General features: G+C 42.8%; 12 protein-coding genes. 3 read left to right on the forward strand and 9 right to left on the reverse strand.

The genetic code is table 11. The features are described 5' to 3' along the window. Positions 1–554: 554 nt before the first annotated feature. The 7 genes from FQ608_RS19465 to FQ608_RS19495 form a co-directional block, all read right to left on the reverse strand. Entirely contained in the window at positions 555–1,823 is a 1,269-nt protein-coding gene (locus tag FQ608_RS19465) for an MFS transporter (RefSeq protein WP_158860167.1), read from the reverse strand. Positions 1,824–1,999: 176 nt separating this feature from the next. Continuing rightward, positions 2,000–2,770: a 3-ketoacyl-ACP reductase gene (locus tag FQ608_RS19470; protein ID WP_158860168.1), complete on the reverse strand. Its 771-nt coding sequence runs from the start codon at positions 2,768–2,770 to the stop codon at positions 2,000–2,002. A gap of 1 nt (position 2,771) precedes the next feature. Then, a complete protein-coding gene (locus tag FQ608_RS19475) occupies positions 2,772–3,914 on the reverse strand; it encodes a Gfo/Idh/MocA family protein (RefSeq protein ID WP_158860169.1) in 1,143 nt (380 codons plus the stop codon). A 62-nt stretch (positions 3,915–3,976) separates the two neighbouring features. Beyond that, positions 3,977–4,807, reverse strand: a complete 831-nt coding sequence (locus tag FQ608_RS19480) for a sugar phosphate isomerase/epimerase family protein (RefSeq protein ID WP_158860170.1) — start codon at positions 4,805–4,807, stop codon at positions 3,977–3,979. After that, complete coding sequence (locus FQ608_RS19485; protein ID WP_158860171.1) at positions 4,804–6,186, reverse strand: glycoside hydrolase family 88 protein; 1,383 nt, start codon at positions 6,184–6,186, stop codon at positions 4,804–4,806. The genes FQ608_RS19480 and FQ608_RS19485 overlap by 4 nt, the downstream gene beginning before the upstream one ends. 153 nt (positions 6,187–6,339) lie before the next feature. Continuing rightward, complete coding sequence (locus FQ608_RS19490) at positions 6,340–7,209, reverse strand: helix-turn-helix domain-containing protein (RefSeq protein WP_234364282.1); 870 nt, start codon at positions 7,207–7,209, stop codon at positions 6,340–6,342. A 339-nt stretch (positions 7,210–7,548) separates the two neighbouring features. Then, positions 7,549–11,232 (reverse strand): two-component regulator propeller domain-containing protein, encoded by a 3,684-nt coding sequence (locus FQ608_RS19495; protein WP_158860173.1) that lies wholly within the window; start codon positions 11,230–11,232, stop codon positions 7,549–7,551. Between the two features lie 359 nt (positions 11,233–11,591). On the opposite strand from FQ608_RS19495, the gene FQ608_RS19500 reads away from it, so the two are divergent. From FQ608_RS19500 to FQ608_RS19510, 3 genes are all read left to right on the forward strand, one after another. Continuing rightward, positions 11,592–11,903: a YtxH domain-containing protein gene (locus FQ608_RS19500; RefSeq protein WP_158860174.1), complete on the forward strand. Its 312-nt coding sequence runs from the start codon at positions 11,592–11,594 to the stop codon at positions 11,901–11,903. A gap of 88 nt (positions 11,904–11,991) precedes the next feature. Continuing rightward, complete coding sequence (locus FQ608_RS19505; RefSeq protein ID WP_158860175.1) at positions 11,992–12,714, forward strand: SDR family oxidoreductase; 723 nt, start codon at positions 11,992–11,994, stop codon at positions 12,712–12,714. Positions 12,715–12,849: 135 nt separating this feature from the next. Further along, positions 12,850–13,203 carry an iron chaperone gene (locus FQ608_RS19510; protein WP_199856419.1) on the forward strand — a complete coding sequence of 118 codons (354 nt, stop codon included), beginning with the start codon at positions 12,850–12,852 and terminating at the stop codon, positions 13,201–13,203. Here FQ608_RS19510 and FQ608_RS19515 read toward each other — a convergent pair. Together FQ608_RS19515 and FQ608_RS19520 are read right to left on the reverse strand one after the other, a co-directional pair. Beyond that, complete coding sequence (locus tag FQ608_RS19515) at positions 13,200–13,907, reverse strand: glycosyltransferase family 2 protein (protein ID WP_158860176.1); 708 nt, start codon at positions 13,905–13,907, stop codon at positions 13,200–13,202. The two genes, FQ608_RS19510 and FQ608_RS19515, sit on opposite strands and share 4 nt — an antisense overlap. Before the next feature lie 822 nt (positions 13,908–14,729). Beyond that, the gene (locus FQ608_RS19520) at positions 14,730–14,930 is read right to left on the reverse strand and encodes a hypothetical protein (protein ID WP_158860177.1); all 201 of its coding nucleotides are present in this window, start codon (positions 14,928–14,930) and stop codon (positions 14,730–14,732) included. Positions 14,931–15,071 lie beyond the last annotated feature (141 nt).

Here is a 15,071-nt window from a genome sequence, read left to right on the forward strand (position 1 = left end):
AAAATTAGAAATCCCTATGTTCTCTGAGTCCCTTAGTCTCTCCGTCTCCTCAGTGGTTCCCTTTTTTGTTTCCCGCAACGGCCGCAACGGGTACTGAAAAATTAGAAATCCCTATGTTCTCTGAGTCCCTTAGTCTCTCCGTCTCCTCAGTGGTTCCCTTTTTTGTTTCCCGCAACGGCCGCAACGGGTACTGCAAAATTAGAAATCCCTATGTTCTCTGAGTCCCTTAGTCTCTCCGTCTCCTCAGTGGTTCCCTTTTTTGTTTCCCGCAACGGCCGCAACGGGTACTGCAAAATTAGAAATCCCTATGTTCTCTGAGTCCCTTAGTCTCTCCGTCTCCTCAGTGGTTCCCTTTCTTGTTTCCCGCAACGGCCGCAACGGGTACTTCGAAATTAGAAATCCCTATGTTCTCTGAGTCCCTTAGTCCTCTGTGTTCTCTAAGTCTCTAAGTCCCTCCGTCTCTAAGTCCCTCCGTCTCCTCTAAGTCCATAATCTCTCCTTCCCCTCCAAGGTGCCAATGTGGTCCCTTTTTTAAGCGGAGGATTACCTAAGGCCTACTTGGCTTCTACGATGCCCTCCAGTCCTTTGTGCTGCTCCGGCTTGCGCAGGAAGGCAATGAATACTGCGCCGAGCAGGGCCACGCCGATCAATACCGAGAAACCAATAGTATAGCCAACCGCTTCGCTGTACAACACGCCCAACAAGACGGGAAAAAGTGCTTCGGCGACTCCATCGGCCACGAGGATAATCCCCATCGTCCTTCCCAAAGCCTTGATCCCAAATAAATCAGCAGCCATCAATGGGATAATCATATAATCTCCGCCCAATCCAATACCAAAAATCACGGCAAAAATATAGATCCTCCCGGTGAAATCAGGCACAAGAAGCAAGGGGATCGCGGACGCCACGATCAGGTAAATCGCCAGCATCACGTACTTTCGGTTAAAAATATCCGCCAAAAAGCCCATCAATACCCGTCCGATCAAACTCGAAAGCAAAACAAAGGACATGACCTGCGCCGCATCGGTTTGGGAAAAGTCCAGATCACTGAGATATAATTTGATGTGCTGGCTGACCCCACCTACTACCCCAATGGAACACATACTGCCTATGGCCAGCAGATAGAAGTTGCGGTCCCTGAGGATCTCGCGCATGGTAACCCCTTTAATCGCCGGTATGGCCAGTTGCTTTTTGCTGGGATTGGCCCTTTCCTTATGGGCGTTGTCCCGGATAAAAAACGCCACCCCAAAGATCAACACAAAGCCAATTCCCCCCAAAATTGCGAGCGCTGTGTTCCAGTCGAACATCGCTTCCAGCTTGGCAGCCAATATGGGAACGACTGCTCCCCCCGCACCAATACCCAGATAGGCGATTCCCATGGCTTTGCCCCTGTTTTTGTCAAACCAGCGGGATATTAAAACCTGTGAAGGCAAAGGACCTGCAAAAACATATCCCAAAGCATTGAAAACATAAAACACATAAAACATTTCCAGCGAACTGCTAAAGGCAATACCGACAAAAGCAATGGCCAACATCACTGCCCCAGTCATCATCAGGCTCCTGGGGCCATATTTGTCAATCAACCATCCCGCAAAAAACCCAAATAAAGGAGCTACAATAAGCTTTCCCACCGCATTGCCGGAAGTGATCTGTGTCCTTGACCAGCCTCTCTCTTCCATGATAAAGTCAAAAAAGAAAGGCAGTCCATAGATCCCGAATCCGACGACAGCAAAAAGCGCCAAAAACGCCGTAACAATGATATATGTTTGCGAACTCTGAGGTGCACTAATTTCTATTTCGGGTGATATTGTCTTTTTATCCATTCTCAGGCTATGATTTATAAATTTTATGGTGCCATAATAATATGGCTTTTCGGTCTAAATACATTGTAACTCAACTTATATTTTATACGGATCCCCAAACTGATCACACCAATGGTAAACAATCCAGTTTAGAAAAAAGAAATCCCTACCAAATAAATCCGGTAGGGATTTGCCCATTATAATCGTGGAATACTCAATCCCCCATCGACCATGATAACCTGACCTGTGGAATAAGGAAAATTACCAGTAGCCAAAGAAGCGACCGCAAGCCCTACATCTTCGGGAAGACCCCATCGGGATGTAACACACAATCCTTCAGCTAGAAGTTTGTCGTATTTTTCCTTTACACCCGAAGTCATATCCGTGGCGATTATGCCCGGCCGAACTTCATAGACAGGTATATTATATTCGCCTAACCGTACAGCGAAAAGCTGAGTAGCCATGCTCATGCCAGCTTTTGCGACGCAGTACTCTCCCCTATTCACCGAAGCAATAGTCGCTGAAATGGAGGAGACATTGATGATCGCTCCCTGAAAATCCGGGTCAGAATTCTTTTGGGAAATCATCCAGTTGGCAGCCGTCTGTGAGAGAAAATAGACCGAATTCAGGTTTGTCTTCAGCACATAGTCAAAGCTTTCTTCTGTAGCTTCCAATATATCCTTCCGCTCTTTAGGAGCTACTCCGGCGTTATTCACCAAAACATTCAACCTACCAAACCTTTCCGAAATGGTGTCGAAGATACCTTGTCGCTGGGAAGCGTCAGATACATCTCCCCGACAATAAACAACTTCTGCCCCAAGCGATCTCAATTCTTCCAAACTGTCGGATGTATCATCCTCCGCCCGCATACCATTGATAGCCAAGTCAAATCCATTATTGGCCAGACACTTCGCTATCCCCAATCCTATTCCCCGGGATCCTCCGGTCACTAAGGCAACTTTCTTCATCTTACAGTTCCGGTATATCTACCCAACTTCTTTTTTCCCAGCTTTCTATGCCCTTCTCTGCCAACTGTACCCCTTTGGCACCTTCTTTCATTCCCCAAGGGAAAGGCTCATCCAATACCACATGCTTCAGAAACAATTCCCACTGAACTTTAAAAGCGTTGTCAAATACCTCTTGCTCCGGCACCTTTGACCAGCCTTCATAAAAATCTATTGGCTGAACAATATCCGGGTTCCATACAGGCTTCGGCGTATTGCCATAGTGTTGGATATAACACTCCCTAAGTCCAGCAACCGCTGAACCTTTGGTTCCATCCACTTGTACAGTCAAAAGGTCATCCCTTCGAACTCGGACAGTCCATGACGAATTGAAATGGGCAACTACGCCTCCCTCCAGCTCGAAAGTGGCATAAGCCGAATCATCTGCTGTACATTTGTATGGTTTTCCTGCTTCGTCTACTCGCTCCTTTACATGGGTAGCACCATAACAGGAAACTGCCTTAACCTTTCCGAATAAATTATCCAACACATATCTCCAATGACAAAGCATATCTACGATGATACCGCCATCATCTTCCTTGCGGTAATTCCAAGATGGACGCTGTGCGGGTACGGTGTGTCCTTCAAAGACCCAGTACCCAAACTCTCCTCTAACAGATAGAATTTCCCCAAAAAATCCGTTTTCTATAAGGCGTTGTATTTTTCTAAGACCAGGTAACCAAAGTTTATCCTGCACTACCCCATGCTTCACCCCTGCTTCTTCACATAACGCATGCAACTCAAGGGCTGTTTTGACATCCACGGATACTGGTTTTTCACAATAGACATGTTTACCCATTTTAATCGCCTGCTTTACAGCATCGGCTCTTCTTCCGGTAGTCTGTGCATCGAAATATATACTGTAATAAGAATCGTTCATTACCGAACCCAGATCGGTCGTAGTTTTGGTTACGCCTGACATCTTCGTAAGGTCATCCAGTTTTGATTGGTTTCTTCCAACCAAAATAGGGTCTGGCATTATGGTGTCGCCATTAGGTAGCTTAACGCCACCCTGTTTGATAATGGCTACGATACTTCTCATCAGGTGTTGGTTGGTGCCCATTCTTCCGGTCACCCCGTTCATTATTATACCTATTTTGTGTTCCATGGTATGCGTTTAAGTTTTGGTTATTCGGTCATACAATAATTGATATTCCATGCTGACTGGTATTAACAGCCTTTGTAACTTTTGACTATTTTATTCAAGAAGTCATGTTGGTCGGTCGCCCAGTGACGGTCAGAAAAAATCTCCACCTCATTGTAGCCACTGAATCCGGCCTCCTCCACCCATCCCCGGATTTTTTGTATGGGTATGCAGCCTTCTCCCATCAGTCCCCGGTCATTGAGCATATCCACCGTCGGGCTTACCCAGTCACAGATATGAAATGCCATAAGATTTCCGTTGGCACCGCACCTTTTGATTTCCTTTTCCAAGTGTGGATCCCACCAAAGGTGATATACGTCGGCCGCTATTCCCACATGGTCGGAACCTATAGCTTCGGCCATGTCATTGGCTTGCTCCATTGTATTTACTGCTGAGCGGGTGTCCGCATACATGGGATGTAATGGCTCTATGGCCAGTTTTACTCCGTTATCTATGGCATAAGGCAACACTTTTTCGATCCCTTCCTGAATTTGGGAACGGGATACTTCCAAAGACTGTCCCGGATCCGCCCCACAAACCAAGACAATCATTTCAGCTCCAAGGGCTGCGGCCTCATCCACCGCCTTAAGATTGTCATCAATGGCTTTTTTTCGGGTTTCCGATGAGATGGAAGGAAAAAATCCACCTCTCACCAAAGAAACAATTCCCAATCCGTGAGCTCTCAACCGGTCACCGGAAGCAGCTATGTTGCGGCCTTCGAGGTATTGTCTCCATACAGAGATGCCTTTCACCCCCGCCTTTTCATAGTTTTCTCCCGCCTCTTCCAGGGACCACGACTTAGTCGTGATCGTATGGATGCAGAGTTTGCTCAGGTCTTGAATAGGTCCTACGCTCATGACAGGCAATTAAAAAAGGTGTAGTATTTCTCTTCGGAGATAATTCGGGAAACATACAGTGCCAATTCCCGTGCATGATAATCACCCCACATGCTGGATTCCTCACAAGCTATAGTCTGTCCCTTAGGGACATTGTCCCAACCATTTGGCTGGTGGTAAATCGAATGCAGGAGGATTCCCTGATGATTTGGATTGGTGCTGAGATACGGTTCCTGAAGAATGGTTTTAAGAACTGTTAAGCCCGCCTGCCAGTATTTGGAACCGCTTTCAGTATCGCCATTTTCTTTCAGGTACTTGCCTAATCGCAGCAAACCCTGGGCACCAATGGCAGCAGCTGAACTGTCTACCGGTTCATAGGCATTGTAAGGATCCGCCGGTTTGGAAAGGTAATCGCCAAGTTTATGAAGCTGCGGTGCTCCGGTATCCCAATAAGGTACTCCGTCGGTTGGTGTATGTTCTATATAAAAATCACAGGTAGCCTTTGCAGCCTGTAGCATAAATTTTTCGATATCAGCCCTAGAACCATATGCAGCCAAGTCATCGTCCGACAGCGTCTGTATGTATTCAAGTTCCTCAGCAAATCCGCACATTGCCCAAGCCAAACCCCTGGTCCAGGTGGAAAAACCTGTATACCCTTGTTGGGAATTTGGGCAACGGAAATTGCCGTCGTTTGTGTTGAAGACACTCTCATGGGCCGTCCTTCCCCAGAGATCATATCGGTCTCTACCTTTGCCATAAAATACGGAATAGTCCGCTGTGGCTTTGGCATGTTGCAAACCTCTAACCAGAAGATTTACCCGCAGGTCATTTTCCTCCTGCAAAACATGGCCTAGGCTGTGACTTAACATCAAAATTCTAACAGTCCGGATGGTATCTACAAATAGGGAGTGGGGGCCGTTAAACGAATAAATATAGCCACCGTCTTTAATATTAGTCCATCGGCTTGCCTGTACAGCTCCGGATATTTTAAGGGCCAACTCATAAAAATTCTTCTCCCATTCATTATGGGGAATTTTACCTTCCACCATCAGGCGGAGTAGATTGCCGTAGGTACTGGCATTGTTGAAGCCATGGTCGTGTACACCGGTATGACTAATATGGGGAGCCATAAGCTTTAGCGTCTCTTCTTTGGCTTTGTCCAAATACCGCTGCTCTCCGGTGGCATCAAACTGCAGGATAGAAGAGCCAAATTGAAATCCCTGCGTCCATTCTGTCCAACCACGGGTGTCGTATTTTCCGTTTACGGTAAATACCGGTGACCCTTTATCCTGTGGATATTCTCTTTCAATGGCCTCGATTTTTTCGCCTGATAGCTGCCAAAATTTGTCCAGTGATCCTTTCAGGTCTTTGGGCTTAATGTCGAAATCAATAGTAATCATTTTGTTTAGGGGATAAGAATTATTTTGATTAAAATTCAAATGCTATACTTCCGCCAAATAATCAATGGCTTTTCAAACTATAAAAGTCTTGCACTTTTTAACTTGATGATAAAGGTAACTTGTCCCAAGCTATATTTAAAGGCATTTTTTTATTTATAACTGGTACTTTTCGTTTTCTGTATGCCTGAATTCCGATGGGGTAAGCCCCGTTTTCTTTTTGAAAATGCGGCTAAAATAAGAAGGATCTTCGTAATTCAGCCGATAAGCGATTTCCTTATTTGACAGATCGGTATAAATAAGATATCTCTTTGCCTGAAGAATCAACCGCTCCATAAGCAGTTCTCCCGCTGTATTGCCTGTTATTTTTTTTACGTATTTGTTGAGGATTGCCGGAGAAAGGGCTAATTGGTCGGCATAGTCCTGCACCAGGTGATTCTGTATAAACTGTTGTTCCAAAAGTGCATTAAACTGCTGAACAATCTTGAAATGGGGATCCAGCATCTTTTTTTTCTCCGCAAAGTAATCCACATAGTATTGTTTGCATTTCAACAAAAAGACCTGCAAATAGCTTCTTAAAATTTCCCTACCCAGTTGTTGCCTTGCGGTATACTCTTTTTTTATGGTCTGGATCAATAAGATAATTTCCTGAAAATCAACCCCATCCAAATTTAGTATGGGAACCATGGTGGGATTATTAAAAAAAGGCAATTGGAACAACAAATCCTCATGAAAGGTATCCAAGGCATAGAAATCCTTCGAAAAAACCATCAGGTATCCGTGGTAATCTTTTTCCCTTGATATTAAATGAACTTGCCCCGGAGATAAAAAATGAATGCTTTGAGATTGAATCGTGTGTGTGGCGAAATCAATCTCATGTTTACCCGCCCCGTTGACAAATACGCATATTTCATAATACTTGTGACGGTGCGGTCGGTCGGTCTCATGTGGATAGGTACTGTTAGTGATCGTTTTACCCTGAACCTCATAGAGTTGAAAGGCCTGTTGCTGAGGGCTGTGGGGCATTTCATACGTTTTGATTGGGTCCAGCATAGAAAAGTCAGATACGCATGTTGAGTATATACTTTACAAAAGAAAAGGAATTTGCGCACTTAGCAAAGTTATTCTCCGTATTCAAATGCGGATCTGCCAATCTCCAGTCTCAGTCTAGAAGTAAGTTAGTGGGTTTATGGGTCGATAGGTTGATTGGTCGATAGGTCGATAGTTGATGGGTTTGACAAGTTTGACTCGTCGATGGGGTTCGGTTGATGGGACTCAGTCCCTAAGTCTATTCGTCTCTAAGTCCCTCCGTCCCTAAGTCTCTCAGTCTTCCAGCTTCGGTCTCCCCTCTACCCCCCTATTCCATCAAACAAAACTCCTCGGCGAAGCTCCATAGTGTTTCTTGAAAAGTTTACTAAAATACTTGGGGTCATTAAAGCCGCATTCAAAGCCCACCTCAGAGATATTCATCTTCTTCCTTACCAAAAGTTGTTCTGCTTTCTGTAGCCGTAATTTTATTATTAGATCGGAAGGGGAAGTATCCAAGACATCTTTAAAAAGCCGGTAACATTTGATTTTGGAAATACCCAGCTGTTGGCTTAGCATTTCAACCCGAAAATTGGGATTGGCGTATTGCTCACGAATTATCCGCATAGCCAGTCGAACCAATTTTTCGTTGGGGCTTAGGTGTACGGTCTCCTCTCCTTCTTCACCGACCAATGTATGAAGTCGCTTTTCTTTCAAGTACTTTTTTCTGTGCTGAAGTTGTCCCAATAATTTCTTTCGAATAAATTCACTGCTACTTGGCAGTTGGATAAAGGTGTCTATACCCAGATCCATCAATTTTTCCTGAAACCCATAGGCAATAAACTCATAAATATAGATAATTGGCAATCCAACACGATGTTCGTGTGAAGCGTGAAGAGTTGTCATTAAATCAAAGAGTCCCTGATTAATTTTTTCATTGTAAATAATCAGGGCATCAATGTCCATCTCTTGGATAACAGATAACACCAATGCCGACTCTTCCGCTACAAACAGGTTGATTAGCTCATGATCGATCATCTTTACCAAACTATCCGTTTCAAAGGGCTTGCCCAGAATTACAACATTAAACCTATTTGGGTCTATCCGCTCACCAAATTCAACAGCTTCCCAACTGAGAAGAGGTTTGGGATGGTTGGCGTTCTTGAACGGCAAGGATATTTTAAGGGTAACTGAAGGATCGGTTTCAAACTCCATAGTTCCGCCCAAATCAACCAAAATTTTCTCAGCGCTTTTAATATACGGGCTGGAATGCATGATTTGGGAAAAATTCTGAGCCAATATGTCACTGTTCGTCCGTGTTCGGATGTAGGTGCAGTTCCCGGAAATCCATGCTTCAATAATCAGCTCTGAGTTGCTTTCGATAAATTTGATCAGCTCCCTAAATACACAGTGAAAAAATAATTTTGTTCTCAACACATCAATCTCAACCCACTCATCTATAAGCTGATAATCACACACGAGAAATATATCCCGCTTTTTCAGCTGGGTACCGAGTTCGAAGGTTAGATTTTCAAAAAGCTTGGAGAGTATAGTCATAGACTCTTTGGAGTCTTCCAAGTGGTCTAGCAAAGATAGGTTTTCCCAGTCTTTAAGTTCTTTAATTAACCCATCCAACTGCCCCAGAATCTGCTTTTTTTCGTTAACTTCCTGTAAGGATTGCGCATCGATGGCAGAGCGGACATAAGCCAAGGGTCCCTGAAACTGATTTAGAACAAAATTTTTGAACTTCTCTATTTCAAAATCCGGATTCTTCTGTTGGTGGTGCAAGGCCAAAAGGTTGGCCTTCTGTTCGAGGATTTCCTTATTCTTCTTGTCCAAATCAGCGTTGATAAGCATTAAGGCCGTCTTTTGCTCCTCAACGGTTCTGGTTCGTTCTTCGATCAAGGTTTGAAGTTTATGCCGATGCCTTCTATTGCTTCTATGCCTTATAAATAAAAAGCCTGCAAAAGCGCCAAAAACTGCCAGAAATTGAAGGTATGGTGACCTCCATACAGGCATGGGGATTACAACCGGCATACTTGCTATCTCATTTCCGGTTTCGTCAGACTGATTTTTCACATAAAGGGTGTACTCACCGGGAGCCAGACTTTCATAATGAATGAAATTGGTTTCAGAAAGTGATTTCCATTCTTTTTCCAATGGGTCGAGCCGATATATAATTTTATTTATCGGGTTTGTTGTAAACATCACCGGGCTAACGGATACGTCCAAATCACCTTTATAATATCCTGACACGAAGGTTTGGTCTTGATCTTTCACTTTTAAATTCAACTTTGGCAAGTCGTAGGTGAGCTCCATGCTTTTGGGGTTAAAAAAGTTGACCCCCTTTACACCACCAAAGAAAAGTGTTCCCCGGTCATTTTGAAAATAAGAACCTTCGGAGAACTCCACGGACTGCCATCCCTCTTCGGGTGGTAACACCCTAACTTGATAAGTATTTCGGTCGATAGCAGCAATCCCCTTCGTTGTACTTGCCCAAATATGCTGATCTCCCTGCAAAAGCCCGTAGACCAGTTGACTCATCAGCCCATCCTTTTCTGTAATTTGGTGCACATAACCTTTTTCCGGGTGATAGATACTAATCCCCGCCAATGTCGAAAACCAGTAGTTTCCGGTAGGTTCATCCAGATGAATGGAATAGACGCTGTTGTCTAATAAGCCTTTTGTGTTATCTAAGACCGTAATATTTCCATCTTCAAACTGGACCACCCCATCGTTCTCGGTGGCCAACCAAAGTCCACCATTCCCTTTCACGATTTTCCTTACTTTAAAGTGCCGCAATTTCTCCTGTCCGTCAAAAGGAATAAACTGCTGTTGGCCGAGACTGTACTTGGACATTCCTCCCCAACAGGCTATCCATAGTGCGTTTTCTTCCACATCTTCCATGATATCATAGTTACGGCTTGTAAGCAGGTGGGGAATTACTTCCGCTTGATAATATTCTATCTTCTTTGAAGGATAAATTCTAACAATACCTCCATAGGTACCCACCCAAATTGACCCTTGGGAGTCCTGAAAGATACTTCTGATTCTTTTCCAGTCTGAGGGATTGGTTGGTGGTGAAATAGCAAGGGCCTCGAATTTATGGTTGGATGGGTTGCTGTAATAAATTCCAGAATTATAATACCCCAACCAGATATTTCCATTTTGCTCTTGGTGAACGGCCCGTACCGTTTCCGCAGGAAGCTCAGCGTGCTTTTTAGTAAGGGCAGAAATGGTAAAGATATTATTAGAATTCTTGTAAGCCATGCTGAGACCTCCGTCCTTTAGTCCCAGCCAAATATTACCAAATAGGTCTTCATGGATGGCATATATTTCATTGCTCCGCAAACTGTATCCGTCGGAACCATCCACCGTATAGTTATGGAAACTTTCTTTCTTAACTTGTTCTGTGTCATAAGGAAGAATAAATAGTCCGGTAGTAATCGTGGCAAACCAAATATTTCCCTTATTATCCCTGTATTGGTCTTTTATAATTAGGTCTGGGTAATGTTTGGTAATTATTTTCTCAAAATCAGGTTTAATTTCCTCATAAAAGCCGCATGCCCCACAACTCACAAATCGTTCTCCCTTATACAGGTATTTTTCACCATCTAACTCCACAAGTAGTTGTTTGTCAGGAGTTACACCTGTTTTGCTTATCGGTTTGTCAAAAAGGAAATTAATAAAACCATATCCATCAACGAATTGGCTTATGGAATTTGAATTTGATTTAACCCAAACCTTCCTCTTATTATCTAACAAAATTTCTGAAATGAAATTACCCCTCAAACTGCTACTGTCCTGTGGATCATGCTTGTATACCTTAAAACTGTGGCCGTCATAAAAATTCAATCCATCCCATGTTCCAACCCAAATCCCGCCGGAGGGATCATTCATTATTTGGTTGATTGAATTGTTCGATAAACCGTCTTCTGCCGTAAACGTCTTAAACTTTATGTTTTGACCTGATACATGCAGGACCAAAAAAATGGAAATACAAGAGAGGACAAAGGTTTTCATTGATGCTTTTGTATAAATAGAATCCGATGCACAAAAGTACATTTGCCAGGGTTAGGATATATTAAGATATTATTAATATTAAATTTACTCCAAGATACTTAAAAGGGGTGATATATTAAAAGTAAACAGTCAGATACGCAAACATCTCCTGCGAAATTCACGTTAGAATTAAATAAAGAGGGGGTGAAAAACCTTAAGCGGCTATCGTTAAAATAGCATAAATGTCTTGACATTTATTTTAATATTTATAGAAAAAAACAGCTTTGTGGTATGGTAGTTGTACCGAATTAAGGAAACAAAAGGGTTTACCCCTTGTCGTTTTATAAAACCATTTTATTAACCTTTAAATTAGTATATAAATGAAATCAGCTAAAATAATTTTCGGTGCATTAGCAGGAGTTGCCATAGGGATTCAAATAGGACTTTTAGTTGCTCCTGAGAAGGGTGCGGACACCCGCAAAAAGTTAACTAAAAAAGGCGAGGAGTATTTGAACGATTTCAACGGACAATTAAACCAACTTGTCAAAGGATTTTCTGAGAAGTTTGACAAAATCAACAAAGAAATAGCTAGCGTGGCTGAGGAAACCAAAGCTAAAAGTAACGAGTGGTTGGGTCAGGCTAAAAGCAAAGGAAAAGACCAGGTTGAAAAGGCAAAAGACCAGTTCAATTAAAAAATCGAGTTAAAGTACAAAGGGCCAATGGAACATTTCATTGGCCCTTTTGTGTTTTTTACTATGTTTAAAAGATAACCCCACTACTATGTCATTAGAAAACAAAATCGCATTTATAACCGGTGGTAACACGGGAATAGGATATGGAATTGCCTTAGCATTAGCGCAAGAAGGCGTTCACGTCGCCATAAGCAGCAGATCTTTGGAAAGAGCTCGGGAAGCCGCCAAAAAGATCGAATCCTCAGACGGAGTAACCGGGAAAGTATTGCCCTTGGAGGTAGATGTTAAAGATTATGCTGCGCAAGAAACGGCCATAAATACCATCATAGACAAATGGGGCCGTTTGGATTTTTTTGTAGCGAATGCAGGCGTAGGCCATTTTGCCCCAATTCAGGAATTATCTCTAGATCAATGGCAAGATACCATAGACACCAACCTGACTGGGGTTTTTTACGGAATAAAGGCAAGCCTTGAATCTCTAAAATCATCTAAAGGCTTTTTCTTGACAATATCAAGTTTAGCCGGAACAAACTTCTTTGCGGGAGGATCGGCCTATAATGCAAGTAAATTTGGGCTGACCGGATTTTCACAGGCAATCATGCTGGACCTTAGACAAGAAGGAGTTCGTGTAAGCACAATTATGCCGGGGTCAGTGGCTACTGGTTTTAATGATCATACGGTAAGCGAAAAGGATGCTTGGAAGATCCAGATCGAAGATATTGGAGAAATGGTAGTTGGGTTGTTCAAACTTAATCCCAGAACTCTCCCCAGTAAAATCGAGGTAAGGCCTAGCCAACCTCCTTCCAAATAACCATGGAATTTTAACCGTCCCAAAAATTGGGGCGGTTATTTCCCTATAGTGGATAGTGGACCTTTTTTGTAAAAAAACGTTTTTTTGTTCCGCACCTATGCCAATATGGCATTAATTTTTTATTTTTGACTGGTAATGATGACATCCATTTCCGATTATATTGCAGCTTTTCCCACCGAGGTTCAAGAGGTTCTAACTCAATTAAGAACAATCATTCTAGAAACCGTCCCGGATGCCGAGGAAGGCTTTGCTTATCAGATGCCCTCTTTCAAAACTCACGGAAAGCCGTTGGTTTATTTTGCGGCATTTAAAAATCACATCGGTTTATATGCCACTCCCACCGGGCATGATGCATTCAAAGAACGATTGGCTGGATATAAACAGGGAAAAGGGTCGGTGCAGTTTCCCCTGAACCAACCCATCCCCTATGATCTAATTCGTGAAATCGTACTTTTTAGGATGGCTGAAAATAAAGCAAAATATTCCTAACTGTATTTCCCAATGGTATACAGGATTTTATAGCCCGCACCGAAAACACCCTTAACGGTACCGCTGACTTTAGACACCCCTATACGCTTGCGGTAATCCACCGGAACTTCCGTGGTTTTCAGCCCCAACTTGGCTGCCTTAATCTGCATTTCGATGGTCCAGCCATAATCTTGGTCCTCCATCCCGACTGCTTTGAGTGCCTTCCACCGAATAGCCCGAAACGGTCCCAAATCCGTATAGGATGTATGAAAAATCCAGCGCATAAGCGTAGTTGCCAGCCAGTTTCCAAAAACCTGGGGAAGAGTCATGGATCCTTTTTCCTTGGCTCCGAGCGCACGGGATCCGATTACCATATCCATATCCGAGGTTAAAATGGGTTCAATAACGTCTAGTAACTGTTCTGGATAATCACTGTAATCGGCATCCAAAAACACCAGTATATCAGGCGGCTCAGGTAACTGATCTATAAAATCCATGCCGGTAAGGCATGCCCTACCGTACCCCTTAATCGGTTCATCCAAGACAATGGCACCTGCCGCTTTGGCTACATTGCGTGTGGCATCATTTGAATTGTTGTTTACGACGATGATGTTTCGGACCAAAGAAGGGAGATCTTTAATGACTTTTCCCACGGAATTTTCCTCATTAAAGGCTGGGATCAATACATCGATTATGGGTGAGGTTGGTTGGTTTTCTGTTTTCATTATTTAAATTTGAAATATGGCCAGAGGCCGAAATATAGTGGAAATATAGTTGAAATAAGAAGGTGTCTGAGACTCAGTTTTTTGATATTTATTGATATTGGATACTAATTGATATTGGAATTCAGGGTGAAACGTAAATATTGGTGAGGGCTGCTATTTGGGGGGATAAAGGTGAAATATGGCCGGAGGCCGAAATATAGTGGAAATATAGCCTCCGGCTGAAATATGGTGGAAATATAATAGAAATAGGAGCTGTTAGGGATATCGGGGGCGGATATTGGTAGATACTTGATATTAATTGATATTGGAATTCAGGGTGAAACGTAAAATTCGATGAGGGCAGCGATTGGCGGGAGAAAGTAGAAATATAGGAATTTTCCAAAAAAACCCAGAGCGACTACCGATTCAATAGACAGGAGCGTAAGTTCCTGGTCAATTGCGATCCGGGATCGTATGTATGTCGCAAATGCCCAAGCCCATAAAGTAGATTTTTTTCAATATCGATTATACGTCATTTAAAAGGTTAGCCCTATCTAAGTTCTTGGTTAGGAAAATCCTAAAGCAAAACGTTAGTTGGGGTTTTCAAAAAATTTCTTTGTAATATTAGATTCGGGCGCTTTTCAAAAGAGTCTTCCCAGCGTTGATTTGCCTCTCATGTCTGGCGTAATTAACGTATTAAAAAAGCATTTAAAATGAATATTTTTAGACTTAAGCAACGCCTGAAGTTCTTTTAGGGACGCCAGTTTTATCCATATATCATATTTGATTGTTAATTTAAGAAAAAAACAAAAAGGGACTTCCATAAGGAAATCCCTTAATGGTCTATTTTTTACCACGGGAAGTCATGACCAAACCAACAACCAAGAGTATTACGCTGATAATCACCGGTGTCCAATTAGCTGAGCTGACCGCAATATCCACACCCAAAAGGCTAAAGCTTTCTGAATCTTGCATGGCCTGAATTCCAAAAACTACGGTGCCAATGGCTCCTAAAATCAATAATACTATTCCAACTGTTTTCATTGTGAAGGTTATTTTTTGTTTAACCATCAATTTAAAACAAAATTTTGACAATATGATTTAAATTAAAATTTAGGCAATTATTCCAGTTTTGGAGCTCAGTATGAATGCTCACCTCATTCATCGATACTTTTAAACCAGAAG

This window comes from Lunatibacter salilacus (genome assembly GCF_009797935.1).
Taxonomy (GTDB): domain Bacteria; phylum Bacteroidota; class Bacteroidia; order Cytophagales; family Cyclobacteriaceae; genus Lunatibacter; species Lunatibacter salilacus.